The organism is Halobellus clavatus, assembly GCF_900107195.1.
GTDB classification, from domain to species: domain Archaea; phylum Halobacteriota; class Halobacteria; order Halobacteriales; family Haloferacaceae; genus Haloquadratum; species Haloquadratum clavatum.
In genome coordinates, this window is the sequence record NZ_FNPB01000027.1 from 1 (window position 1) to 1907 (window position 1907).

Annotated in this window: 1 tRNA gene and 2 rRNA genes; all 3 read left to right on the top strand. The window is 58.8% G+C overall.

Annotated features, from left to right (window positions below):
• Positions 1-1296 (top strand): 16S ribosomal RNA (locus tag BLU74_RS18325); the annotation flags it as partial.
• Between the two features lie 104 nt (positions 1297-1400).
• Positions 1401-1472 (top strand) — tRNA-Ala (locus BLU74_RS18330).
• Between the two features lie 344 nt (positions 1473-1816).
• A 23S ribosomal RNA gene (locus tag BLU74_RS19230) occupies positions 1817-1907 on the top strand; the annotation flags it as partial.

Below are 1907 nucleotides of genomic sequence, written 5' to 3' on the forward strand. Positions count from 1 at the left end.
GAGAGTCACAAACGCTTCGGCGCTGTAGGATGTGGCTGCGGCCGATTAGGTAGACGGTGGGGTAACGGCCCACCGTGCCCATAATCGGTACGGGTTGTGAGAGCAAGAGCCCGGAGACGGAATCTGAGACAAGATTCCGGGCCCTACGGGGCGCAGCAGGCGCGAAACCTTTACACTGCACGCAAGTGCGATAAGGGGACTCCGAGTGCGAGGGCATATCGTCCTCGCTTTTCTGTACCGTAGGGCGGTACAGGAACAAGGACTGGGCAAGACCGGTGCCAGCCGCCGCGGTAATACCGGCAGTCCAAGTGATGGCCAATCTTATTGGGCCTAAAGCGTCCGTAGCCGGCCTCGAAAGTCCGTCGGGAAATCCACTGGCTCAACCAGTGGGCGTCCGGCGGAAACTTCGAGGCTTGGGACCGGAAGGCTCGAGGGGTACGTCCGGGGTAGGAGTGAAATCCTGTAATCCCGGACGGACCACCGATGGCGAAAGCACCTCGAGAAGACGGATCCGACGGTGAGGGACGAAAGCTAGGGTCTCGAACCGGATTAGATACCCGGGTAGTCCTAGCCGTAAACGATGTCCGCTAGGTGTGGCACTGGCTACGAGCCAGTGCTGCGCCGTAGGGAAGCCGAGAAGCGGACCGCCTGGGAAGTACGTCTGCAAGGATGAAACTTAAAGGAATTGGCGGGGGAGCACTACAACCGGAGGAGCCTGCGGTTTAATTGGACTCAACGCCGGACATCTCACCAGCCCCGACTACAGTGATGACGATCAGGTTGATGACCTCATCACGACGCTGTAGAGAGGAGGTGCATGGCCGCCGTCAGCTCGTACCGTGAGGCGTCCTGTTAAGTCAGGCAACGAGCGAGACCCGCACTCTTAATTGCCAGCAGCAGTTTCGACTGGCTGGGTACATTAGGAGGACTGCCAGTGCTAAACTGGAGGAAGGAACGGGCAACGGTAGGTCAGTATGCCCCGAATGGGCTGGGCTACACGCGGGCTACAATGGCCGGGACAATGGGTTGCAACCTCGAAAGAGGGCGCTAATCTCCGAAACCCGGTCGTAGTTCGGACTGAGGGCTGAAACTCGCCCTCACGAAGCTGGATTCGGTAGTAATCGCATTTCACCAGAGTGCGGTGAATACGTCCCTGCTCCTTGCACACACCGCCCGTCAAAGCACCCGAGTGAGGTCCGGATGAGGCCATTTCACAATGGTCGAATCTGGGCTTCGCAAGGGGGCTTAAGTCGTAACAAGGTAGCCGTAGGGGAATCTGCGGCTGGATCACCTCCTACAGATCGAGACCAGGCCGACGCGCCTGGCTCACTTTCACTCATCGCGTGCGTCCAGTGGCCGGACCGACCGGACAGGCACCTAAGAACCACCAAGGCTAACACGGGCCCGTAGCTCAGCGGTAGAGCACCTCCTTTGCAAGGAGGACGCCCTGGGTTCAACTCCCAGCGGGTCCATACGTGGGCGAGTCATCCTCCAACCCAAAACGCACTCCTTAAGTGCGTGACGGCGCGAGGATGAGTCCCCAACGAACTGATGCACTATCCCGTGAAAGCGCGGATAGGAAGGGTTCGACGAACGCTCCGGCCGCCACCGGACGTTCGATGACGACCGTGTGTACGCGCGCAATCCAGACGCCCACTGAACCCGTTCGTCGTGAACGGTACTGTGGACGTCTCAGATCACCATTACAGCAACAGTGAATTCGTGTGAGCTCCTTACGGAGCACACACAACACAGTAACTGCAACTGACCATCGATACCGAATCGATACCGGACCAGTTCCAACCGACACATCATCGAAAGTTGGCTACTGTACTGGCTGGTGAATGGCTCGGCTCGAGAGCCGACGACGGACGTGCCAAGCTGCGAAAAGCCTGAGGGAGTCGCAT